The sequence below is a fragment of the Bradyrhizobium manausense genome (assembly GCF_018129685.1).
Classification (GTDB): domain Bacteria; phylum Pseudomonadota; class Alphaproteobacteria; order Rhizobiales; family Xanthobacteraceae; genus Bradyrhizobium; species Bradyrhizobium manausense_D.
Genome location: NZ_JAFCLG010000004.1, coordinates 321,873 through 342,553 on the forward strand (window position 1 = coordinate 321,873; position 20,681 = coordinate 342,553).

A 20,681-nucleotide genomic window follows, 5' to 3' on the forward strand; every position below is an offset into this window, starting at 1 on the left:
GGCTACCCCGCCGTCACGTCCACCAACTCGCCGCCCTCGAGAACTTTGGCCGCCTTGGCGCGGTCGAGGTCGCCCTCCCAGGCGGCGACGACCACGGTCGCGACGCAATTGCCGATGAGGTTGCCGACTGCGCGGGCCATGCCGATGAACCAGTCGACCGACAACACGAGCACGAGGCCGATCGCTGGAATGCTCGGCACCGCATTCAGCGTCGCCGCCAGGATCACGATCGCCGAGCCCGGCACGCCATGCGCGCCCTTCGACGTGATCAGGGAGACGCCCAGCACCAGCAGGAGATCGCCGAAGGACAGCGGCGTGTTGGTGGCCTGTGCGATGAAGACGACAGCCAGCGTAAGGTAGATCGAGAAGGCGTCGAGATTGAAGGAGTAGCCGGTCGGGATGACGAGGCCGACCACCGAATCCTTCACGCCCATGCGCTCCAGCTTCTTCATGATCTGCGGCAGCACCGCATCGGACGAGGCGGTCGCAAGCACGATCATCAGCTCTTCGCGCAGGTAGGACAGGAATTTGAGGATGTTGATTCCGGCGAGTGCCATCACGCTGCCGAGCACGCCGAGCACGAAGATTCCGACGGAGACGTAGAACAGCATCACCAGCGAGACGAGCTGCTTCAGCGAGCCGACGCCATATTTGCCGACCGTATAGGCGACGGCGCCGAGCACGCCAAGTGGCGCAACCCGAACGATCAGCCCCATGACGCGGAACAGGACGGTGGAGGCCGCGTCGATCATCGAGGTGACGAGTGCGCCCTTCTCGCCGCCGACCAGTGCGAGACCGACGCCGAACAGCACCGCGAAGAACAGCACCTGAAGCACGTCGTTGCGCGAGAGCGCGTCGAATGAGGTGGTCGGGATCACGTTCATCAGGAAGGCGCCGATGCCGCCGCCGGCCAGCTTGTGGGCGTTGTCAGCGTAGGTGTTGAGCGCCTTGGCGTCGAGTGTCGAGGGATCGATGTTCATGCCGTGGCCGGGACCGAAGATGTAGGCGAGCAGCAGGCCGACCACGAGCGCCACGGTCGTCATCACCTCGAAATAGAGCAACGCCTTGACGCCGACCCGGCCGACTTTCTTCAGATCGCCGGCGCCGGCAATGCCGTGCACGACGACGCAGAACACGATCGGCGCCACGATCATCGAGATCAGCTTCAGGAAGGCGTCGCTGAGGATCTTGAGGCTGATGGCAAAATCCGGCGTGGCCACTCCGAGAATGATACCCAGGATCAACGCGCCCAGGACCTGGACGAACAACGAAGAATAGAGCGGCTTGCGCTCGGCGGCCGGGGCCGCGGCAATGGTCGACATGATGACTCCCCCGTTTTGACGACGTCCAGAACATCAGGGAGGAGCAACAACCGTGCCAGAATGTCGCAGTTTCGGGCTAAAGCGGCCTATTCAGCCGCTTTCGCCGTCCTGCCGAACATCCGCGTCGGTGCCGGGAAGCCGCAGGACGTGCCGTCGGTGACCTTGACCTGATCCTCCCAAGGTAGCCGGTATGTGCCGGCGACCATGTCCTGCATGAAGGTGTAGGGGCAGTCCATCGCGCCACCCTTCACTGCGACATAGCCGCGGTGCCAGAGCTGGTAAATGTTGTTCTCGACGCCCCAGTTGATGCGGGCCTCGCGCACGAGATCGGGGCGCACCTCGGCGGTGATGATCTCGTCGGCGCGGCCGGTGGTGCCGTGGGCCAGCACGCTGCCGTCGAAATTGACGATCATGCCTTCGCCCATGGAATCGAACGAGCCGTCCGAGCCGCACATGCAGACATTCGCAGTGACCATCAGGTTCTGGAACGAATTGGCCTGGTTGGTGAAGCGCCAGGCATCGCGGATCGGCGCGGTGTAGCCGGCCGTGCGGATCATGATCTCCGCACCCTTGTAGGCGCATTCGCGCGCCATCTCCGGGAACATGCCGTCGTGGCAGATGATCAGCGCGATCTTGGCGCCGTTCGGCCCCTCGATCACGGGAATGCCGATATCGCCGGGCTCCCACGGTTCGACCGGAATCCAGGGATGAAGCTTGCGATAATAGAGCTTGATCTCGCCGTGGTCGTCGATGATCAGGCCGGAGTTATAGGGATTGCCGTGCGGGTTGAACTCCATGATGGAGAAGCAGCCCCAGATCCGGTTGTCGATGCAGGCCTGCTTGAACGCGGCGACCTCCGGCCCGTCGAGCCGGCACATGATCTCGGGATTGGTGTCCATCGAGAGGCCGTGCAGCGAGTATTCGGGGAATACCACCAGATCCATGGTGGAGAGGTTGCGACGGGCCTTGCCGACCATCCAGACGATGCGCTCGGTTTGCCTCGCGAGATCGGCACGGGTCACGACATTCGGCAGTTGCAATTGCACGAGCCCAATGACCACGCCGTTGGGCGATTTGTTCAGTCCACCAAGCCCGTTCATGACCAGCTCCCTTGCCGCCTGCGCGGCGCCGTTGCGCGCAGTTCTCGGAAGAGCAAATCCGATTTTGGCGATGCGCAAAAGTCCATTTTTCGGGCGGCAGGCGAGCGTCGTGCGCCCCGGCCGCCGGAGCGCGCCAACGCCCATTGTTGAAGCGCCGCGTGCCTCAAGTCTCGGCTTGACCCTCCAAATCGGCTGATGTCAGACTTATGACATGAGTACAGCAGAGCGACATACAGCAGAGCGAGATGGTGCAAGCCTGCGCGGCGAATATGCCGAGATGACGCGGCAGCGCATCGTTGCCGCCTTCGTCGCGACGCTGGAGGATGAAGAGGCCGACGACGTTTCCATGGCCGCGGTGGCCAAGCGTGCGAAGGTGGCGGAGCGAACCATCTATCGGCACTTCAAGACCCGCGCGGAATTGTTCGCAGCGGCCGGCGAATGGATCGAGAACAACGTCTTCAGCTACATTCCCTTCACCTCGCCGGACGAACTCCCCGAGATCTTCCGCAAGCTGTGCAAGCGGTTCGACCGTCATCCGCATCTGGCGCGTGCCATCGCAATGACCAGAGCGGGCCGCCGGGTGCGCGCCGGCTTCAGGCGGCATCTGATCGACCAGCATCGCAAGGCGGTGGCGCCGCTGGCGAGGCACCTTCCCGCCAGGGAGGTCCGCCAGGCGGAGGCGCTCGCGTCCTACCTCAACAACGTGCTGGCCTGGAACGCGATGCGCGAGGATTTCGGCATGACGAGCAGCGAGATCGCCGATGCCATCGAGTGGGCGCTCACGACCCTTTTGAAAGATGTTCGTCAGCGCGATGCCGCTGCAGCGCGCGCCGGCAAGAGCGACAACAAGGCGGGTAAACCGCCGCGGAAGCGGATCGCGGCTGCGAAAGTACCGGCATAGAGTGAGGCAGGCCATGAACGTGATGTCAGACGATCTCCTGATCAATGCGCCCGACGAGGTTCGCATTCGTCAGGACCTGGTGCTGACGGCGCTCGGGCGCCGACCCGCTGATCGCGCCTTGCGGGTCGGCAAATTGCTCGACGTCCATAGCCGCACCTGGAGCGAGGATCAGGAGATCATCTTCAAGGGCCGGCGTATCGCGTGGGTGGGGCCGGCCGGAAGCTACCCCGGCGAGGTCCGCGAGCGCGTGCATCGGCCGGATCTTGCGGCCGTGCCCGGCTTCGGCGAAGTGCACAAGCATATCGAGAGCTCGCACCTGACGCCCGAATGGGAGGCGGCGCTGGTGCTGCCGCATGGCAATACCTGGACCTGCGAGGCAAGCCACGAGTTCTCCAACGTCAATGGTGCGCGCAATCTCGAATTTTGGTTCGAGGCACGCCGACGCGGCTCGCCACTCAAAATTTTCCCGCAGCCGGGCTCGGCGGTGCCGCCGACGGCTTACGAATGGGGTGGCGGTTGGTATGGCCGCGACGAGCAGGCGCGCTTCATGGCCGAGAGCCTGATGGTGACGGGGCTCGACGAAGTCATGGACTGGCCCGCGGTATGGAATCCCGACAATCCCTCCTACAAGCGGCTCTGGGGCATGATCGAGGCGACGTTCGCGGCACGTGGCGTCGTCGAAGGCCACGCCTCGGGCCTGCGGGATCTGCCCTCCATCAACGCCTTTGCCGCGGCCGGGCTCGCCTCTGACCACGAGGTGCAGACACCGGAGGAGACCTGGGACAAGCTCACACGCGGTCTCTTTGTCGAGCTGCGTGTCTACGCCATGGACGAGATCGTCAAATGGCTGCTTGCGAAGGGTTTGCAGGACTGGTCGCAGATCGCGTTCACCACGGACGACCGCAGCGCCAGCCACACGCTCGAGCTCGGCGCCAGCGACCACAATGCCCGGGTCGCGATCGAAGCCGGTCTGGCGCCAGAGGTTGCGATCCAGTGTCTCACCATCAATCCGGCGCGGCACATGCGCATCACGCCGTTCGTCGGGAGTCTGGCTCCCGGGCGCTTCGGCGATGTCGTGTTGCTCTCGGACGTCACCAAGCTCACGATCGCCGAAGTGTGGGCCGATGGTGCGCAGGTCTCCGAGGGCAAGCGCTATCTTGGCGAGGTGCCGAAGATCGAATGGCCGGAATGGGCGACCAAGACTGTCAATATCAAGCGCACGATCAAGCCTGGGGATTTCGAGCTGCGGGCGGAGCCCGGTCGGGCCACGATGAAAGCAGCGGTGATCCGCCCCTTCCATTGGCATCCCGAATTCTACACGCTCGAACTGCCGGTGCGTGATGGTGCCGTTCAGCGCGACGAGAGCGAGGCCATCACCAAATTTGCCATCGTCGATCGCTTTTCCGGCGACGGGCGTGTCGCAAAGATGTTTTGGCGCGGCTGTGGACCGCGCACGCCGGAGACGGCGCTCGCCTGCTCGGTGGCGCATGATAAGCACAATATCTGGGTGGTCGGCTCGTCCGACGCGGCGATGGCGAAGGCGGTGAATGCGCTGATCGAGCTTCAGGGCGGCTGGGCGCTGGTGCGTGAAGGCGAGCTCGTTGCCACCGTACGCTTCGAAGTCGGCGGGCTCATGAGCTGCCGTTCTGCGCAGGCGCTCGATGCCGAGATGCAGGCGCTTTACGCAGAAGGCCGCAATGTCGACTGGATGTACGAGCCGACGTTCCGGCCGCGCTGGTATCCGGGATTCCCCGAACGGCTCATGTTTGCAACGCTGACCTGCGCGCCCTGGAGCTGGGTGCTGGTGGCGCCGTGCGAGCAGGCGCCGCTTGGTTTCATCAACGTGCAAACCGGCGAAGCGCACCCGGTGGTCTGGTAGGGGGACGACTGCGATGAACGAGATGACCAAGCCACAAGCCGCCTCCGAAGAACGGACCCCGCACGCAGCTCCCGGGCTGCTCGATCGGGCCTTTCGCCTCACAGAGCGTGGCACGAGCGTCGGCCGCGAGATGATGGCCGGAGCGACCACGTTCGCGGCGATGGCCTATATCATCGCGGTGAACCCGGCGATCATGTCCAATGCAGGAATGGATCGCGCCGATCTCGTCAGCGCTACGGCGCTGGCCGCGATCTTCGGCTCGGTGATGATGGGGCTGTGGGCCAATCTGCCGCTCGCGGTCGCGCCCGCAATGGGTTCGAACGTCATCTTCACTTATGTCATCGTCAAGCAGATGGGCATGCCGTGGCAAGGGGCGCTGGCCATGGTCGCCTTCACCGGCGTGCTGTTCCTGATCCTAAGCCTGTCGAAGCTGCGCGAGAAAGTCGCAAAGGACGTGCCGGAAGCGCTGAAGATCGGTATTCAGTCCGCGGTCGGCACCCTCATCGTCTTCATCGCGCTGCGGGGAGCTGGATTCGTGGTGCAAAATCCATCGACTTACATCGCCATGGGATCGTTGCGCAGCCCGCCCGTGCTGCTGACGCTGTTCGGGCTCATGCTCACGCCAGTGCTGGTGGTGCGCCGGGTGCCTGCGGCGCTGATCCTGTCGATCGTGTTGCTGACCGTGATCGGCTTCTTCGTTCCCGGCGCCAACGGCAAGATGGTCACGTCGATGCCATCGGCCATCCTGTCTTGGCCGCGCTGGCCGACCAGCACCTTCATGGCGCTCGACGTCGGCTATCTCTTCAGTCATTTCGTCGTGGCGCTGCCACTTTTGTTCTATTTCCTGTGTGCCGAATTCTTCTCCACGTTGGGCACGCTGATCGGCGTGACGGGCGCTGCCAATTTGCGCAAGCCCGACGGCTCGATCCCGAATGCCACCGCTGCGTTTGCGACCGATGCGACGGCGTCGATCGTCGGCCCGCTGTTCGGCACGTCGGTGGTGACGGCCTACATCGAATCGATCACCGGCGTGCAGGCCGGCGGACGCACCGGCTTGACGTCGCTGACCGTTGCGGGATTCTTCTTCCTCGCGCTGTTCTTCTGGCCGATCTTTGTGATCATCCCGTCGCAAGCGACCGCACCTGCTCTGGTGCTCGTCGGCGTGTTGATGATGCAGGGGCTCGCCCGCATCGACATGACCGATCTTGGCAATGCGGTTCCGATCGTTCTGACGCTGTTGGTCACCGTTCTGACCAACAACCTCATCAACGGCATGGCCCTTGGCACTCTGAGCTACATCGCGCTGGAAGTGACGGTCGGACGGCGGTCACAGATTCCAGCGATGGTGTGGGGGCTTGGCGTTGTGTTCATCGCTTACGCGGTCGTGACGGCCCAGATTTTTTAATGCGCGCGCTACGCAACCAGGTCCAGCAACCGGCATGATCCGCGCACCAACACCTTGCGTCCAATCGGCGTCATCGCAGGCGTACCGTCGTTCACAACCACGAGGCCGAGCTTGACGAGACTCTCGATGAGGTAAGCTTTCGAGAGGCGACCGCTCGACGCCGGGTTGCGAAGCGCGCGCAGCGCTTCCCACTGGTCGGCTGAAAGATCAAAGTCGACGTCGTTGCTCATGCTGCCTCAAGCGATAGTCGTGTTCGCGCGCCCCTGTTAGCGGCGCTGCATGAAGACCATGCGACGACAATGAGTCGGGAATTCGGTGAGTTGTTTAGAACTACTGTTCACGAATTGCCGCAGTCCATTGCGCCACAATAGTTAAGATCAAGCCAAGGCGAATATCGTCCTGAATCGCCGATCACTAATTGATGATTCGGATTTGATGTTGCGCCGCGATGGCCGCAGTGCACGGGAAGCGTTGCTGTCCCATTCTGCGACGCGATGTGCACAGAAAGGGTGAGGCGCCATGTTCGGAATTCTGCTACGCTGATTCGCGGGGAATAGCTTCACACGGCAGGAGTGTGAGTGCATGAACAGGCTGGTAGAAATCCGCAGTCAGGAATCCCTGTGTCGCGAGCGCGCTGCGCTCGATTTCGAGCGCCGCGTGTTCTGGCTGGCGCAAGCGCAGGAATGGGAAGAGCGCGCGCTCGACGAAATCGCCTATCACTTTCGCGAGTGCAACGTCGCTCACACGGAGCTTGCGCGAAACTAACGGCTGCAACCAGGCCTACTGATACGTCGCAACGATATCGGAGACTGCGCGCTCGAGCTGCTGCGCGGTGGCGCATGGCCGCACCACGCTGCAAAATGTGGCGTAACGCGGCATCTCGGAATCGCCGAAGCCCCAGGCAAGCCGTCCTTCGGGATTGAGCCAGACCAGCCGCTTCGAGCGTTCGGAGATCCGGCGCAAAATGTCGGCGCGCGGATCGAGATTGTTGCTCCGGGCATCGCCGAGCACGATCACCGTGGTCTGCGGTGTCAGCGTGCTCATGAAGTCTTTTTCGAAATCGACCAGAGAAGAGCCATAGTCGGATGAGCCGAAGCCGACCTTGGACATGATCTCGGCCATCGCCTCTTCCGGCGACTTCTTCTCCAGGGTCTCGCTGACCTCGATCAGATGTGACGAGAATGCGAAGGAGCGGACGTCGTCCACCACTTCATGCAGCGAGTGGATCAGGAGCAGGAAGAAGTCGGAGACCTGCGCGACCGAGCCTGAGACGTCGCACAGCGCAACGATCTTCGGTCGGTCACGATGCTTGCGCTTCCAAGCGGTGAGGAAGGGCACGCCGCCCCAGGCGGCGTTGCGACGCAGCGTGCGTCGGACGTCGAGATGACCGCGGCGCTGGCGCTTGCGTGGCTTCGAATAGCGCTCGCGCAGCCGCCGCGCGATCTGGCGGATAAGCGCCCGCATTTCCGCCACCTGACGCCGCTCGATGCGGGCCAGCGGCGCGTTGCGCAGGATTTCGTTGCGGAGGTTTTCGGCCTCCTCGCGTGCATAGAGCGCAAGCCCCTGCGAGACCGTATCGCGCACCGCTTCACGCAAGGCATCGAGCGCAGCGCGCAGGCGCTCGGCCAGCGCCGGATTGGTCGCGGTCAGTCCGTCGAGATCGTCGCGCAGGCGCTGAAGGCCCATGGCGTCGAGGATGCGGCTGGAGAAGATGCCGCGCTGGGTCGAGTAGCGGATGTCGGAGAGCGAAGCCGCGCCGGCGGCGTTGGCCATGGCGGCCTGGATCGCGTTGCGGTCCTGCGACAGCAGCATCTGCGCGAGCGGACCCAATTCTTGCCGAGGCTGACCTCCGCCCGCTTCGCCCTCCGAAGCTGGCGAGGGCGACTGATCCGTGTCCTGCGAGGCCTCGTCGTCGCTGTCGGCGTCAGGTTGGTCTTGCCGCGGCTCCGGCTGGCTGAAGAACAGGTCAAAGCAGTCGCCAAGTGCGAGCTTCTCGTCTTGCGACTTGGCGAGCGTCAGGAGCAGCGCGTCACGCAGGATGGCGCGGTCGTCGATGCCAACCTGCGCCACTGCACGCATCGCATCGATGCTTTCGGCAGGCGAAACGTGGACGCCGGCGCCCCGCGCCGCCCGAAAGAAACGATGAAGGTTCTCGCGCATCGGGCGTCAACCGAAGACGTTGGACCGGGTCGCCTTGGCAATAAAGGTCGTGATCTGCGGGTGAGCAGCCTCGATATCGGCCTCGTATTTCAGGAGCACGTTAAGGGTGTCCTTGACGATCTCGGTGTCGAGCTCGGAAGCCTGAAGCAGCACCAGCACGCGCGCCCAGTCGATGGTCTCACTGACAGAGGGCAGCTTCTTCAGATCCAGCGAGCGGATTTCGTGGATGAAGCCGACCATCTGCCGGCGCAGCGTCTGCGAGATATTGGGCACGCGGCTCTCGACGATGCGCTCTTCAAGCCGCTGTTCCGGGAAGCCGATATGCAGATGCAGGCAGCGCCGCTTCAGTGCGTCGCCGAGGTCGCGCTCGCTGTTGGAGGTGAGGATCACCGTCGGCGGCGTGATCGCCGAGACGGTGCCGAGTTCGGGGATGGTGACCTGGAAATCCGAGAGGATTTCCAGCAGCAGCGATTCGAATTCGGCGTCGGACTTGTCGATCTCGTCGATCAGCAGCACGCAGCCGCCGGGGTGCTCCAGCGCCTGGAGCAGCGGACGCGGCTCGACGAACTCCTTGGAGAAGAACACGTCGCCGAAATCATGAAGCTGGGCGAGCGCGGCATGCAACGTCTGTGCGCCGCCGAGCACTTCGCCGAGCTTGTCCTTGAGGATCTGGGTGTAGAGCAGCTGCTTGGCGTATTTCCACTCGTAGAGCGCCTTGGCCTCGTCGAGGCCTTCATAGCATTGCAGGCGGATCATCTTCTTGCCGCTCCAGGCGGCAATCGCCTTGGCCAGTTCGGTCTTGCCGACGCCCGCGGGTCCCTCGACCAGGATCGGCTTTTCGATCTGTTGCGACAGATAAACTGCGGTCGCGATCTGCCGGCTCGCGATATAGCCCTGCGCGGCGAGGCCGCTCTCCACTGCCTCGATCGAGGTCGAGGCCTTCTGTTCAGCCACGAAAGGGCGCTCCCAAAGGTCTTGATTGAGGCTTGTTCTGCCTGCGTTCCCGGCAAAGAACAAGCCTCGTTTGGGACGGCCTGATCCGCGCCGACCTGCTTTTTCCGTTCAGCGCAAATACTTGAGAGGTAGCTGATGATGCGATCAGTGCCGCAGCAGTTCCGGCTTGCGGATAGTCTGCCTGACCTCGGCACCGCAATCGGCGCACTCATAGACGAAATCGATCTTGGCAAGGCTCCAGTGCGGCTCGACCTCGCGCACATACATCGGCAGGAACCCCATGCATGTCGGGCAAATCACGGGCGCGATTTCGATATCCTGATGATGCTGTACATAAGCTGGCATCTCGGCTCTCCTTCGCAAGCGACCACCAAACCCCGCGTGAAAGTTACCGCCGCTCGTCGAGAGGCCGTCATCAACTCTTTCGAACGGAGGTGGAACGGCGGGCGTTTGTCGGTCGCTGTGACATTCTTGTTACGTCTCTGTACTGTAACGGGCGGACCAAATGCCTATTTCCGGTGCCTGGACGATCGCTGATCCGCTTTTTCTCGGACCATCAACGCAACGACAAGGGAGCAACGCCCATGACCTATGCCATTCGTTTTCACAAGACCGGCGGTCCGGAAGTCCTGGTTTGGGAGGAGATCAATGTCGGCAAGCCGGGCCCAGGTGAGGCGCGAATCCGCCATACTGCCGTCGGTCTCAACTTCGTCGACATCTACAACCGATCAGGCGTGTATCCGGTACAATTGCCGAGCGGGCTCGGCAGCGAGGCCGCGGGCATTGTCGAGGAGGTCGGGCCTGGCGTGACCGATCTGAAGGCCGGCGACCGAGTCGCTTATGGCGCGTCGCCGCTCGGCGCCTATTCCGAAGCGCGGCTGATCCCCGCCGACCGGCTGCTGAAGCTGCCCGACGGTGTCGACGACAAGACCGCAGCTGCGATGATGCTGAAGGGACTGACCACGCAATATCTGATCCGGCAGACTTATCGCGTGAAGGCTGGCGACACCATTCTGCTCCATGCCGCGGCCGGCGGTGTTGGCCTGATCCTGAGCCAGTGGGCGAAGCATCTCGGCGCAACCGTGATCGGCACCGTCAGCAGCGACGAGAAGGCAAAACTCGCCAAGGCGCATGGCTGCGACCATGTCATCATCTACACGCGCGAGGATTTCGTGAAGCGCGTGGACGAGATCACCGGCGGCAAGAAGGTTCCGGTGGTCTATGATTCCGTCGGCAAGGACACGTTCCTGAAGTCGCTGGACTGTCTCGCGCCGCTTGGCGTCGCCGCCCTGTTCGGCGCGTCCTCCGGCGCGGTCGAGCCGCTCAATCTCGGCCTGCTCGCGCAGAAGGGCTCGCTCTACGTCACCCGCCCGACGCTGTTCACCTACGCGGCCAAGCGCGAGGCCCTGGTTGCCATGGCGAACGAGCTGTTCGACGTCGTGAAGTCCGGCGCGGTCAAGATCGAGGTGCACCAGACCTACGCTTTGAAGGACGCCGCGAAGGCGCACGCCGATCTCGCCGCGCGCAAGACCACGGGATCGACCGTCCTCACGGTGTGACCTCGGGCCAGGCCGTGATGCAGGCCGCTTGGGCCTGCATCACGCCTTCTCGTGCTTGCGCATCTCGCGGGCGTGATCGTTGCGAAGCGCCTGGAGGTCAACGTCTTCAGGTGGGATTTCGGGGAGCGCGGCCTCAGCCAGAATGGCTTTGGTCACGTCCTCGACCGAATCTTCCGCAATTTCATGAATAAACGAGATGTTCTGGTATTCGCCGGAGCTGATGCGGGAGATGACCTCGCGCCGGGTGATTTCAGGATCGACAACCGCCTCGCGGCCACGTCGTCCGTAATCGATCATCACGACGAAATATTGCATCAAACGATCCTGCCGCGCCCCGGTGGTCGGGCGCGCGGCAGAGTATTTATGAAAAACAGAATTATGTCAAGCTTGGTTTCCGAAAATCGGAAATCTGGTCCTACCGGCCCTTTTTGCGGGGGCGGGCCGACTTGGCGCGCAGGCGCTCGAGCTGGCCTTTAGGCATCGACAGGCAGATTTCTCCGACCCAGTCGAGCTTGACGCCGACGATCGGCTTGGCGTTGAAGCTGGTGAGGTTGACGACGGAAGGGGATTTGCCACGCTCGATGGTCTTCAGATAGCGTTCGCCGGTCTTGAGCCGGACTACGGCCTCTTCGCCGTAGAAGCTGGACAGCGGATGGCGCTGATCCTTGTAGACCACGATCACATCGCCGCTTTCATATTTGGGCAGCATCGAATCGCCGACGATCTCGAAAGCGACGGTTTCTTCCATGATCGGGAAGGGGAGCGCGATGTCGCCGAGCCCCTCCGGCGGAACCTGCTCGAAGTCTGGCTCGATCACGGCGCCGGCGCCGACGCGCCCCATGATCGGCGCGAGATTCAGCTCGAGATATTCCATGATCGGAATGATTTCCGAGGCCTTCACCAGGCGCTCGCCGCCGAGAATTTCGGACACCGCGCCCGGGCGGACGCCCATCGCCGCGGCCAGCCCCCCTTTGCTTTTGCCTGTCTTTTCAAGGCCCCGCTCGATCATCGCAACGTCCAACATGGTGATTCCCTCGATTGCCCATGGCTCCCTGCCTCTTATAATCCGAAATTCGGAATTGATGCAATTATGAATATCAGAATTCTTGCTTGACTTAGTCTTCGGAATAACGGAATGTGTGCCGTCTCCGGATCGTGTGCGATCGGAGCGCATCACAGGACAGCAGCATGGAACCGGGCCAGTGGTCATCGGAGCAATCGGACGCGCTTTGCGAGTATTTTTTCAAGGGGATGTCGTATGCGGAGATCGGAAGGCAGATAAACGCAAGGTTTGGAACGGCTTACACGCGCAATGCGGTGGTCGGACGCGCCAAGCGGCTGGGGCTGGCCATATCCGGACGAGTCGCCAGTCCGTCAATCGTGCCGTCCTTGCCGGGCGAGCCCCGACTGCTCGCGAAGCCTCGTGTCGCCATACCCGGCCTGAACCTGCCGCCGCCATCGGCGCTGCAACCCGCCAAGCCGGTCAAATTGCGCTGTGTCGGCGTACAGCCGCGGCTGCTCACGCTGCTCGAGCTCGAACATTGGGACTGCCGCTATCCATATGGCGGTGAAAAGGATGGGGAGAAGGTCGCCTTCTGCGGTCACCCGCGCCAGTCCGGCTCGAGCTATTGCGCGCCGCATGCGCACCTGACCGCAGGGCCGGGAGCAGCGTCGGGCCGCACCGCCGGTGCCGTCGTGCTGAGGTTGGTTTCAGCCGGCTGACCGGCACAACCAGTATCTCTTTTCATGTCAACTCGCAAGGAGTGTCCGGGTGGCACGTGCCAGACGCAATATGTCCTACAAATTGACCGAGCTTCACGACCGGCGATCGCGCGATCTGCCGTTCAATGCCGAAGTGGTGGAGGTGGGGGTCGACAATCCCCTCGCGCTTGATCCGGATGAGAAAATTGCGGCCATGCGGTCGATCCGCAATGATCCGCTCGGCCGGCTGCACGCACATCACCAGATCGATGAGGCGCAATACCGCGGTGGCCGCGCCTATCAGAACGACTGGGAGAAGGCGGAGCGGGGCCCTCAGGCCATGGATCCGACTCGCGAATATGTGGACGGCGCCCGCTCGCGAGAGCCCGTCACCGAAAGCCAGCGCCAGGCCGTGTTGCGGCTGAACCGGGTCGAACGCGAGCTTGGCACCGACGGCACCGCGCTGGTGCACGACGTGCTGGTGCTTGGCCTGACCATGGACCAGATTGGACAGCGACGCGCCGTCCGCACCCAGCGCTGGAACGACTATTTCGGCCGGCGCTTTCGCGAATGCCTGGACCGGCTGGCGCTGATCTACGGCTTTGCCACGGATGCATCGGCGCGGCGGCGCTGAATGAGGGTGCCGGCGGCTTTCGCCGCCGGCACCTCCTCCGGTCGCTTGTCAGGGATGCGGCATGATCTGATAAGGCGTGGTGTAGGGCTCGACGCGGAGCGAGGCGTTGGCCAGCAGCCCGATCTTGGCCGTCGGCGCCTGCTGCATTTCACCGTTCTGTCCGCGATGCACGTTGTATTGCCAGACCGTGAGGTCGCCCTTCTGCGCCAGGGCGTGCGCGACCGCGCTCGCGTCGCCGCCGAGCGCCTGGAGCTCGTCGGGCGATAGCCCGATGATGATCTCGTCCTTGATGGTGACGATCTTGAACAGGTTCATTTTGGTCTCCTGCGCCCATGCGCCCTGAGTCGAGAGTGTAAGAAGCGCAACCGCGGCGCCCTTGATGAGATCGCAGCGTGAAAGCATGCCGTCGTCCTTTGGTGCTGACGCGCGCCCGAATCAAACAGTCGATCAGCCATGGCGCCCGTGATCCGCGTGGCCGTTTCGCAACCGCTTGGTCGCACGATCTTGAACGAGGGTTCACGGAGCCGGAAATATCGGGCAATGATGAACCGCAATGCGGCGCGGCGAGTCCAATTCGAAAGATCAGGGGCTCGTCGGATGAAATTCGCCAACATCGCTGGCATAGCCGTATCGCTCGGCATTATTGGTTCCGCCGCAGCGGCCGATCCTTTCTATCTCGGAAGCTGGACATTGACGTCGGCCGTGGTGGCGCCATGGGTGGATCCGCATCGCAAGCCTGACGATGCCGAGCGCGTGCGGCTGATGGGCAAGACAGTTGTTCTCAAGCCCAGGGAGATCTCCGGTCCAAATCCATTCGCTTGCGCCAAGCCGCAATACAAGGTGACGGACTATGGTCCCGATATGCTCTTTCAGGGCGCCTTCGACGAGATGCGGCGAGCCGACAAGAAGGTCGATCCCAAGGCGCTTGCCGCATCGCTCGGCTTCAGCGGGTCCCGTATCAGGACGCTGGAGACCGGCTGCGAGATCGACGTTCATTTCGTGGACGATACAACCGCTGAAATCGGACTCAACGATCGCGTGTATACGCTGAAGAAGCGCTAGTCCGCGACTTGCCAGTTTCCGAGCATGCCGGAAACAATGCGAAACGTTGGTCGAATTGACAGCGATCTGGGGCTTGTGGTGATTGATGCTGCTTCTTGACGCAGGCGGGTGACGGCGGCGCGTATTCCTGTTATCCGGAATTGCCGTGGCACGATGCCGACGAAGCATCGCTAAGTCTTACGGTTTGGCTTGCCCAGCGGGTTGTTTCTTGAAATAATTGCAACCTCTCGGGTCGGGCCGAGTCTGTTCAGATCTGCAACTCAGCGCGCCAGTCTGCTGGGGTGCCCCGTCCCAGAGTTCGTCGTCGCCATGGCGTTCGGTGACGTCACCCGGTCCTCCATCGGACGTCTGATGTCCGACCCGAAGGGCCGATCCTGCCATAGGTGCGAGATGAAAAACCTCAATTTCGCGACTGAACTGCACCTCAAGCTCGGTGCGCCAGCAACCGGCACCGTCGAGAGTCTCCGCCTGCTGCGCGCCTTTCTCAAGCTCGCGCCCCGTCAACGCTTCGAGGTCATCAAGCTGGTCGAAGACCTCGTCACCGACGAAGCCCTCCCCGAATACCCCCTGTCCTGAGCCTGCCCGCGCCGATATTGCGCTTGGTCCCACCTCCCGGCTGGAGGCAGACCGCGTGGCAGCGGCGGTTTCCGGAGCCTGGCCGCTGGCGAGCGGTGCTGCAAATGTGATAATCAAGCAAGAAAAAGAGGGAGGAGCGCGACCATGATCGAACCGAAGCTCGAAGTTCCGGCTGAACTGCGTGACCTGGCCGAGAAAACCATCGACCAGGCCGAGAAGGCATTCGGCATGTTTTTCGATGCCGCCACCAAATCGATGTCGTCGGTTCCAGGAGCGGGCGCGGACGTGTCCAAGCAGGCACTCGCCTTCACTGAGCAGAACATGAAGGCGGCATTCGAGCATGCCCGTAAGCTGGTTCACGCAACCGACCTGCAGGAGGCGATGCGCATCCAGTCCGAGTTCCTGCGCAGTCAATTCACCAACGCCGGCGATCACATGCGCCAGATGACCGGGAACTTCATGCAGCCCGGCAAAGGCAAATCCTGATCGGACGCCGCTCCGTCTGCTTACAAATTGATCTTGCGTCGCGGCGAGATGCGCATTTCAATTCTGCTGCAGGTCCATGATGGCCCACCGGATGAACTTCATCCGCCGTCCATCGTCCTTTCTGCTGATCCCTGTCGGTTCACCCGGCAGGGATTTGCATTTCCAGGGCCTTGCTATCGACCGGCCCGCTACTGGCGCAGCGACCCGATATAGGCGGCCAGATCGGCGGCTTCGATCCGGCTTAAGGGAAAGTTCGGCATCTTCGGGTGCGGGTCGAGGAGGAAGAAGGCGAGCCTCTCCGGGCTGAAATCAGGCCTGCGCGCAATCGATGCGAAGGACGGTACGTCGGCGCTGGCCTGGGTCTGGCCGCTCGTGACGAGATGGCAACTCGCGCACCAGCGCCGCGCAAGATCGGCGCCGTGATCGGCGTCAGCGGCGAGCGCAGCCGAACTCGAGAGCGCCGCAAGCAAAAGCGAAATTTGCCCGACATGTGCGCGCATCTGGTCACCTCTGTTCGTTTCGTTTGCCTGCGGACCTGATCTTCAGCCGCAGCATGATCCCGGAAATTGTGAGAGGTCGACGCGCGTGATGATCGACCGGAGCAACCTCCGGGCCGAACGGTAGACATAACGTAAGAGCCTGGAAATCCTGGCCGGGGGCAAGCCTAAGCCCTCCGCATCAAGCCTGCTGGTATCAAGGCTATGGCTAAGGTGGAACACGCGCCTCTCCGATGCTGCACGGCCCTTGTACCGCGGCCGGCATGGAGCTGCGTTGATCTGCCGCAAAGCCTTCCGGCTAGTAGTCGCCCGGGTTCATGATCATCGGGCTCGTCGTATCGGCCGGCGCGAGCGCGCTGCTGGTGCTTTCGCGCAGGAAGCGGTCCAGCGTCGCCTGGATCTTCTCCTTGACCGCATCGGGCCCACGATCGCTCATCTCGGTGTGCTGCGCACCGGTGTTGACGATGTCGATGCCGCGCGCCTTGGCCTCTTCCGGCGTCGGCAGCACGCCGGGGTCGGTCTGGAAATGCGGATCTTTCGAGCGAAACGACAGAATCTTCATGCGGTCGCTCAGGACGAAGGGCACCCTGAGATTGTCGAGCGTGATGACCTTCGACACGAGTTCGGGATGCTGCCGGGCAACATACATGGAGACATCGCCGCCGTTGGAATGACCGACCAGGGTGATGTGGTCGTAGTCGGCATTCTGTTCCCGGTCCTTCAAGGTGTTCAGCACGAAGAGAATGTTGGCCTCGCATCGCATATAGACCTCGCGCCGGCCGACATAGGGCTGGCCGACATGAGTCATCAGGGGTGGATCGCTCGGCAGGTCCTGCTGGATGCTGGCGACGAGATAGCCGCGCGCCGCAAGCACGTTGGCGAGGAAGGAATACTCGGTGGCCTTGACCGTGTTGCCGTTGCTGATGATGGCGACCGGAAGCTTCCAGAGACCGAGATTGGCCTTGGTCTCGTAGTCGCGCCGGACCGCGATGTCGACCGAGATCGGCCGCTGACGCGAGGCGTCAAACAAGGACAGCATCTCGTGGCGGATCGCGAATTTGGCGACGATAATATACTGGCCTGCCGCGAGGACGCAGAGGAAGGCCAAAACTGCTAAAACCCTCTTCATGGTTCCGTCTCAATCACTTTTGACTGAACATGGCTACGGGAAACGCCCAGATCGAGCGATCGTGAGCAGGTTACGGGATTAAATTTAGGCAAGTCTGTGAGGCTGGCCCCAAAGGGCCCCATCCCGGCCAGGCCAGCAGGGTTAGAGACAACCGCCTCTGCCGCGCTCGGGGCAGAGCCTGAAAGCGCTCGACAGGGTGAACAGGAAGCGCGGGCTGCGGCGCTCATTGTCCGGCGCCCGGTAGCTCAAGGGCACGGCCACGCCAAAGTCCGCCTGGAGGTCATGCGGCAGGAAGAACCGCACGCCGGCACCGGCCGACGTCAGCGCCAGGCCGTCGCTCAGCCGGTAACCGTCGTTCCAGACGGCGCCAGCGTCGCCAAAGGCGTAAAGCTGGTAGCCGCTCCAGTAGCGGAAATTGAGCTTCTGGTCGAAGCGCAGCTCGAGCGAACCGGCAAGACCGTTGTCGCCGCTGATCTCGGCCGCACCATAGCCGCGGCCGAAGGCTGCTCCGCCGAGATAGAATTGCTGCGACGTGAACAGCGGCCGCGATGCGGTCTGGCTCGCCGCGGACAGCTTGAGCGACCAGGCATCGGTGAGTGTCTGGTAACGCGTGAACCAGACATTCAGGACTGAAAAGTTTGAGGAAGCGCCATCGCGCGATAACAGATCGTCGTTGAATTGCGAGGCGCCGAATATGTCGAGACCCTGGCGGAAGCTCACCGTCGCATAGTTGGTGCCGCCAAAATTATCCTGCAGCCTATAGTCGGCCGTGACGCTGGCGGTCCTGATATGGTCGTTGTACCAGGGGCCGTAGAGATCGTGTTCCGATACATTGCTGAAGGTCGTCGCCGCAGTCACAGTCAGCGTGGACGATTGCGACTGGAGCGGAATGATGCTGGCACGCAGCTCGAACGCTTCGGTCGTGGTGATGTCGCTGGCGAGGCGGCGTGCATCGCCAGGCCTGACCGCGCTGTATAGCACGGAGCCGCCGAGCCTGACGCCGTCGACACCGACCGGAGCGTCGTAAGACAGCCGCGTGAAGCCTAGCTCGCGCGGGTCGTTGGCGATGGTCGAGAGGTTGACTGCGAGCGTGTCGCCGGGCGTGAGGTACGAGTTGAACGCGCCCGTCGCGTAGGTCTGCCACGGACCGACCGATGATGAGCCGAGATTGTCCAGGCCGAACGATGTGAAGACGTGCCAGGTTTTCAGATAGATCGTGAGGCGGAAGCGACCAGTCGCGCCGCCGATCTCCTCGAGTGCAGTATCGGTGATCCGGACGCCCGGCCAGCCGTTGACGAGATAGAGCTGGCGTTCCAGCGTTGCCAGACGCGAGGGATGCTCGGCCAGGATCGGCCCGAGCATCGGCCTCACGCCGAACTGATCGGCCCCGTCACCCTTCAGCTCGGTTTCCACGATTGCGCCTTCGAGCACCTCGATGCGAACACGGCCGTCGGCGATGTCCTGTGCCGGCACGATCGCGCGACTGAGATGGAAGCCCTGGGCGCGGTAGAGGTCACTGATCGCGCCGGCGATCGAGGCGAGATCCGCTTGCGAGACCATCTTGCCGAGATAGGGCTGGTAGATCGTTGCGATGCGATCGTGGGGGATGGCGTGGGCGCCGCTGATGTCCATGCCGCGTAGCACAAACTGCGGCCTGGTATCCCCGCCGGTATTGGGCTGGCCGACCGAGGGCAGCTTCACCGAAGGCCGGTTCAGGGATTCTTGCTCGGTTTGGTTTTCGAAATATTTCTCGGGCTGACGAGGATCGAACCCCGGCTGGTTCGCCTGTTGCGCGAAGGTCTGCGATATTCCCGCAAACGTCGGCCCGAACAGTAACAGTGCGGCAGTAAGATAACGTCCCGCCGTGCCACGCGCGGGCTTTTCTCCGTAGTTTGACAGAGACGTCCCCAGGCGCCGGTAAGGTTTCAGTAGCCGCATGATTTTTCATAGTTTTTTATGGTCAATGATCCGTTAATGCGGCCGCCCGACTCCCGGGCTCCCGCTAAGCCAATCTTGAGTGATCTCGGATACGCAGAAGACTCGCAGTAACTTTGGCTGAGGGTCATCATGCTCGTCCGGATTGGAATGCGGTGCGCCGTGATGGCGGCACTGATCCTGGGAACGGCGTCCGTTGCATCCGCTGCGGATGACGGCGTCTGGTCGGTCAGCAGGTCATCGGGGGAGGTCTGGCTCGCGACCAACGGCGCGCAGCAGGTCTCGTTGAATCAGGAAGAGACGCTGAAGCCGGGCGATACCATTCGCACCGGGCGTAACGGACGCGTGCTGCTCGTTCGCGGCGAGGAGACGATCTTGATCTCTCCTAATTCGGTGGTCGGCGTGCCCGCCGAGAAGAAGGAGGGACTCTCGACCACCATCGTCCAGCAGGCGGGTTCGATCCTGCTCGAGGTCGAAAAGCGCAACGTCAAGCATTTCGAGGTCGAGACGCCGTATCTCGCCGCTGTGGTCAAGGGAACGCATTTCAGCGTCACGGTGGATGCAGGCAGCACCAAGGTTGGCGTGCTCCGCGGCCAGGTTGAAGTCTCCGATTTCAAGACTGGTCAGATCGCGCAAGTGATGCCCGGCCAGGTGGCGACCGCCTTCGAGCACGGCAAGCCCGGTCTCAGCCTCACCGGCACCGGCACGCTCAATCCGATCGAGCAGGGCAAGCCGCGCGCGTCGACGATCGAGCGCGTTCCTGTGCCGAAGTCGGGCCTGCCCGCGCCGCGCGATGCGGCGAACGGTCATGCGATCCATGCGCTTGGTACGATCGACAAGGGCACCAAGGTGGCCGGTGCGTCGCAATTGCATCAATCGGCGGGAGTTCACGCAGTCAAGGCCGGCGTGGTGCACATCTCGAGCTCGCTCGGCGAGGTCAAGCTGAACTTCCACAAGGTCACCCATGGTCTCGCCCATAACGCGGTCGCACTGGGGCAGGTGCGTAGCGTAAGTGTCAGCACCGACACAGTGTGGAGCGATAGCAAGTCGAACGCGACGACCACTGCAGCCAATAGTACTGCGGTCACGGCGGTTTCCGTGAGCAGCAGTGCAGCCACATCGAGCGTCATATCGTCGGCCTCGAGCGTGGCAACGACCGTCGCGACGACCGCGGGGTCGGTCGGTGGCACCTCCGGAAGCGGGAGCAGCGGGAGCGGCGCGACCGGCAACGGCAATGGCGGAAATGGAAACAGCGGCAACGGCAACAGCGGCAACGGCAATAGCGGGAACGGGAACAGCGGCAACGGGAACAGTGGCAACGGAAACGGCAACAGCGGCAACAATGGCAACCATTACGGTTGGTACAAGCATCACTAGGACC

23 protein-coding genes are annotated in these 20,681 nt (G+C 62.6%); 11 read left to right on the plus strand and 12 right to left on the minus strand.

Annotated features, from left to right (window positions below):
* Window positions 1–2: 2 nt before the first annotated feature.
* Entirely contained in the window at window positions 3–1,322 is a 1,320-nt protein-coding gene (locus tag JQ621_RS14060) for a dicarboxylate/amino acid:cation symporter (RefSeq protein ID WP_212235296.1), read from the minus strand.
* Window positions 1,323–1,408: 86 nt separating this feature from the next.
* Window positions 1,409–2,422, minus strand: a complete 1,014-nt coding sequence (locus JQ621_RS14065) for a formamidase (protein ID WP_212235297.1) — start codon at window positions 2,420–2,422, stop codon at window positions 1,409–1,411.
* A gap of 211 nt (window positions 2,423–2,633) precedes the next feature.
* Between JQ621_RS14065 and JQ621_RS14070 the strand changes: the two genes are divergently transcribed.
* The 3 genes from JQ621_RS14070 to JQ621_RS14080 are packed head-to-tail and all read left to right on the plus strand — an operon-like array spanning window position 2,634 to window position 6,607.
* Complete coding sequence (locus tag JQ621_RS14070) at window positions 2,634–3,323, plus strand: TetR/AcrR family transcriptional regulator (protein ID WP_212235298.1); 690 nt, start codon at window positions 2,634–2,636, stop codon at window positions 3,321–3,323.
* A 13-nt stretch (window positions 3,324–3,336) separates the two neighbouring features.
* Window positions 3,337–5,202: an adenine deaminase gene (locus JQ621_RS14075; RefSeq protein WP_212235299.1), complete on the plus strand. Its 1,866-nt coding sequence runs from the start codon at window positions 3,337–3,339 to the stop codon at window positions 5,200–5,202.
* Window positions 5,203–5,215: 13 nt separating this feature from the next.
* Window positions 5,216–6,607, plus strand: a complete 1,392-nt coding sequence (locus tag JQ621_RS14080; RefSeq protein WP_212235300.1) for an NCS2 family permease — start codon at window positions 5,216–5,218, stop codon at window positions 6,605–6,607.
* An 8-nt stretch (window positions 6,608–6,615) separates the two neighbouring features.
* On the opposite strand, the gene JQ621_RS14085 is transcribed toward JQ621_RS14080, so the two are convergent.
* Window positions 6,616–6,837 carry a hypothetical protein gene (locus JQ621_RS14085; protein WP_212235301.1) on the minus strand — a complete coding sequence of 74 codons (222 nt, stop codon included), beginning with the start codon at window positions 6,835–6,837 and terminating at the stop codon, window positions 6,616–6,618.
* A gap of 352 nt (window positions 6,838–7,189) precedes the next feature.
* Here JQ621_RS14085 and JQ621_RS14090 point away from each other — a divergent pair, with 352 nt between their 5' ends.
* The gene (locus JQ621_RS14090; RefSeq protein ID WP_212235302.1) at window positions 7,190–7,372 is read left to right on the plus strand and encodes a hypothetical protein; all 183 of its coding nucleotides are present in this window, start codon (window positions 7,190–7,192) and stop codon (window positions 7,370–7,372) included.
* Between the two features lie 15 nt (window positions 7,373–7,387).
* On the opposite strand, the gene JQ621_RS14095 is transcribed toward JQ621_RS14090, so the two are convergent.
* The 3 genes from JQ621_RS14095 to JQ621_RS14105 form a co-directional block, all read right to left on the minus strand.
* Window positions 7,388–8,767: a vWA domain-containing protein gene (locus tag JQ621_RS14095; RefSeq protein WP_212235303.1), complete on the minus strand. Its 1,380-nt coding sequence runs from the start codon at window positions 8,765–8,767 to the stop codon at window positions 7,388–7,390.
* A gap of 6 nt (window positions 8,768–8,773) precedes the next feature.
* Window positions 8,774–9,721, minus strand: coding sequence for an AAA family ATPase (locus tag JQ621_RS14100; RefSeq protein WP_212235304.1), 948 nt, complete (start codon window positions 9,719–9,721; stop codon window positions 8,774–8,776).
* 144 nt (window positions 9,722–9,865) lie between these two features.
* Window positions 9,866–10,066, minus strand: a complete 201-nt coding sequence (locus JQ621_RS14105; RefSeq protein ID WP_057749711.1) for a hypothetical protein — start codon at window positions 10,064–10,066, stop codon at window positions 9,866–9,868.
* Between the two features lie 239 nt (window positions 10,067–10,305).
* On the opposite strand from JQ621_RS14105, the gene JQ621_RS14110 reads away from it, so the two are divergent.
* Window positions 10,306–11,280 (plus strand): quinone oxidoreductase family protein, encoded by a 975-nt coding sequence (locus JQ621_RS14110; protein WP_212235305.1) that lies wholly within the window; start codon window positions 10,306–10,308, stop codon window positions 11,278–11,280.
* A gap of 39 nt (window positions 11,281–11,319) precedes the next feature.
* Here JQ621_RS14110 and JQ621_RS14115 read toward each other — a convergent pair whose 3' ends face one another.
* Both JQ621_RS14115 and JQ621_RS14120 read right to left on the minus strand, forming a co-directional pair.
* Window positions 11,320–11,595 (minus strand): hypothetical protein, encoded by a 276-nt coding sequence (locus JQ621_RS14115; protein ID WP_212235306.1) that lies wholly within the window; start codon window positions 11,593–11,595, stop codon window positions 11,320–11,322.
* A 100-nt stretch (window positions 11,596–11,695) separates the two neighbouring features.
* The gene (locus tag JQ621_RS14120) at window positions 11,696–12,304 is read right to left on the minus strand and encodes a S24 family peptidase (protein ID WP_212235411.1); all 609 of its coding nucleotides are present in this window, start codon (window positions 12,302–12,304) and stop codon (window positions 11,696–11,698) included.
* Window positions 12,305–12,468: 164 nt separating this feature from the next.
* On the opposite strand from JQ621_RS14120, the gene JQ621_RS14125 reads away from it, so the two are divergent.
* Both JQ621_RS14125 and JQ621_RS14130 read left to right on the plus strand, forming a co-directional pair.
* Complete coding sequence (locus JQ621_RS14125) at window positions 12,469–13,002, plus strand: GcrA family cell cycle regulator (RefSeq protein WP_212235307.1); 534 nt, start codon at window positions 12,469–12,471, stop codon at window positions 13,000–13,002.
* Between the two features lie 49 nt (window positions 13,003–13,051).
* Window positions 13,052–13,615 (plus strand): hypothetical protein, encoded by a 564-nt coding sequence (locus JQ621_RS14130; protein WP_212235308.1) that lies wholly within the window; start codon window positions 13,052–13,054, stop codon window positions 13,613–13,615.
* 48 nt (window positions 13,616–13,663) lie between these two features.
* Here the strand turns inward: JQ621_RS14130 and JQ621_RS14135 are convergent, their stop codons facing one another.
* Window positions 13,664–14,017, minus strand: coding sequence for a hypothetical protein (locus tag JQ621_RS14135; RefSeq protein WP_212235309.1), 354 nt, complete (start codon window positions 14,015–14,017; stop codon window positions 13,664–13,666).
* A 195-nt stretch (window positions 14,018–14,212) separates the two neighbouring features.
* On the opposite strand from JQ621_RS14135, the gene JQ621_RS14140 reads away from it, so the two are divergent.
* The 3 genes from JQ621_RS14140 to JQ621_RS14150 all read left to right on the plus strand — a co-directional run bounded on the left by JQ621_RS14140 (window position 14,213) and on the right by JQ621_RS14150 (window position 15,739).
* Window positions 14,213–14,677, plus strand: a complete 465-nt coding sequence (locus tag JQ621_RS14140) for a hypothetical protein (protein WP_212235310.1) — start codon at window positions 14,213–14,215, stop codon at window positions 14,675–14,677.
* A gap of 390 nt (window positions 14,678–15,067) precedes the next feature.
* Window positions 15,068–15,253 (plus strand): hypothetical protein, encoded by a 186-nt coding sequence (locus tag JQ621_RS14145; RefSeq protein WP_212235412.1) that lies wholly within the window; start codon window positions 15,068–15,070, stop codon window positions 15,251–15,253.
* A gap of 144 nt (window positions 15,254–15,397) precedes the next feature.
* Entirely contained in the window at window positions 15,398–15,739 is a 342-nt protein-coding gene (locus JQ621_RS14150; RefSeq protein ID WP_057749686.1) for a phasin, read from the plus strand.
* 188 nt (window positions 15,740–15,927) lie between these two features.
* Here JQ621_RS14150 and JQ621_RS14155 read toward each other — a convergent pair whose 3' ends face one another.
* From JQ621_RS14155 to JQ621_RS14165, 3 genes are all read right to left on the minus strand, one after another.
* A complete protein-coding gene (locus JQ621_RS14155; protein WP_212235311.1) occupies window positions 15,928–16,239 on the minus strand; it encodes a c-type cytochrome in 312 nt (103 codons plus the stop codon).
* Between the two features lie 295 nt (window positions 16,240–16,534).
* Window positions 16,535–17,365 (minus strand): alpha/beta fold hydrolase, encoded by an 831-nt coding sequence (locus JQ621_RS14160; protein ID WP_212235312.1) that lies wholly within the window; start codon window positions 17,363–17,365, stop codon window positions 16,535–16,537.
* 141 nt (window positions 17,366–17,506) lie between these two features.
* A complete protein-coding gene (locus JQ621_RS14165; RefSeq protein WP_212235313.1) occupies window positions 17,507–19,303 on the minus strand; it encodes a ShlB/FhaC/HecB family hemolysin secretion/activation protein in 1,797 nt (598 codons plus the stop codon).
* Between the two features lie 129 nt (window positions 19,304–19,432).
* Between JQ621_RS14165 and JQ621_RS14170 the strand changes: the two genes are divergently transcribed.
* Window positions 19,433–20,677 (plus strand): FecR family protein, encoded by a 1,245-nt coding sequence (locus tag JQ621_RS14170; RefSeq protein ID WP_212235314.1) that lies wholly within the window; start codon window positions 19,433–19,435, stop codon window positions 20,675–20,677.
* The last annotated feature ends 4 nt before the right edge of the window (window positions 20,678–20,681 follow it).

Coding starts and splice junctions, on each gene's coding strand:
- JQ621_RS14060 (WP_212235296.1), bottom strand. CDS start 1,322: ATGTCGACCATTGCCGCGGCCCCGGCCGCCGAGCGCAAGCCGCTCTAT.
- JQ621_RS14065 (WP_212235297.1), bottom strand. CDS start 2,422: ATGAACGGGCTTGGTGGACTGAACAAATCGCCCAACGGCGTGGTCATT.
- JQ621_RS14070 (WP_212235298.1), top strand. CDS start 2,634: ATGAGTACAGCAGAGCGACATACAGCAGAGCGAGATGGTGCAAGCCTG.
- JQ621_RS14075 (WP_212235299.1), top strand. CDS start 3,337: ATGAACGTGATGTCAGACGATCTCCTGATCAATGCGCCCGACGAGGTT.
- JQ621_RS14080 (WP_212235300.1), top strand. CDS start 5,216: ATGAACGAGATGACCAAGCCACAAGCCGCCTCCGAAGAACGGACCCCG.
- JQ621_RS14085 (WP_212235301.1), bottom strand. CDS start 6,837: ATGAGCAACGACGTCGACTTTGATCTTTCAGCCGACCAGTGGGAAGCG.
- JQ621_RS14090 (WP_212235302.1), top strand. CDS start 7,190: ATGAACAGGCTGGTAGAAATCCGCAGTCAGGAATCCCTGTGTCGCGAG.
- JQ621_RS14095 (WP_212235303.1), bottom strand. CDS start 8,767: ATGCGCGAGAACCTTCATCGTTTCTTTCGGGCGGCGCGGGGCGCCGGC.
- JQ621_RS14105 (WP_057749711.1), bottom strand. CDS start 10,066: ATGCCAGCTTATGTACAGCATCATCAGGATATCGAAATCGCGCCCGTG.
- JQ621_RS14110 (WP_212235305.1), top strand. CDS start 10,306: ATGACCTATGCCATTCGTTTTCACAAGACCGGCGGTCCGGAAGTCCTG.
- JQ621_RS14115 (WP_212235306.1), bottom strand. CDS start 11,595: ATGCAATATTTCGTCGTGATGATCGATTACGGACGACGTGGCCGCGAG.
- JQ621_RS14120 (WP_212235411.1), bottom strand. CDS start 12,304: ATGTTGGACGTTGCGATGATCGAGCGGGGCCTTGAAAAGACAGGCAAA.
- JQ621_RS14125 (WP_212235307.1), top strand. CDS start 12,469: ATGGAACCGGGCCAGTGGTCATCGGAGCAATCGGACGCGCTTTGCGAG.
- JQ621_RS14135 (WP_212235309.1), bottom strand. CDS start 14,017: ATGCTTTCACGCTGCGATCTCATCAAGGGCGCCGCGGTTGCGCTTCTT.
- JQ621_RS14140 (WP_212235310.1), top strand. CDS start 14,213: ATGAAATTCGCCAACATCGCTGGCATAGCCGTATCGCTCGGCATTATT.
- JQ621_RS14145 (WP_212235412.1), top strand. CDS start 15,068: ATGAAAAACCTCAATTTCGCGACTGAACTGCACCTCAAGCTCGGTGCG.
- JQ621_RS14150 (WP_057749686.1), top strand. CDS start 15,398: ATGATCGAACCGAAGCTCGAAGTTCCGGCTGAACTGCGTGACCTGGCC.
- JQ621_RS14155 (WP_212235311.1), bottom strand. CDS start 16,239: ATGCGCGCACATGTCGGGCAAATTTCGCTTTTGCTTGCGGCGCTCTCG.
- JQ621_RS14160 (WP_212235312.1), bottom strand. CDS start 17,365: ATGAAGAGGGTTTTAGCAGTTTTGGCCTTCCTCTGCGTCCTCGCGGCA.
- JQ621_RS14165 (WP_212235313.1), bottom strand. CDS start 19,303: ATGCGGCTACTGAAACCTTACCGGCGCCTGGGGACGTCTCTGTCAAAC.
- JQ621_RS14170 (WP_212235314.1), top strand. CDS start 19,433: ATGCTCGTCCGGATTGGAATGCGGTGCGCCGTGATGGCGGCACTGATC.